The following is a 211-nucleotide window of genomic DNA, read 5'->3' as shown; positions in this document are numbered from 1 at the left end:
ATCATTCAAATAACAGCAGTTCCAGCAGCACAAAGACTGCTCAGTCAAATTCGGCTAGTAAATCCGAATCGCCAGCCAGTTCTTCATCATCAACGACTTCAAATGCAAAACGGGCTTTAAAAGTTCGTTATGAAAAAGCCAACTTTACGACGTCACTGGATCATGAATACCGTGAAGAGCATCTTTACAAGTATGTTCCGGGAACGGTGGA

Annotated in this window: 1 pseudogene; it reads left to right on the top strand. The window is 42.7% G+C overall.

Features of this window, described 5'->3' with window-relative positions:
• Window positions 1–211, top strand: a pseudogene (locus tag CBI42_RS12440) (hypothetical protein); the annotation flags it as partial.

The organism is Streptococcus sp. KR (assembly GCF_002238115.1).
In the GTDB taxonomy this organism is placed as follows: domain Bacteria; phylum Bacillota; class Bacilli; order Lactobacillales; family Streptococcaceae; genus Streptococcus.
Note: the sequence above shows the minus strand (reverse complement) of the source record. Positions and strands in the feature narration are given on the sequence as shown.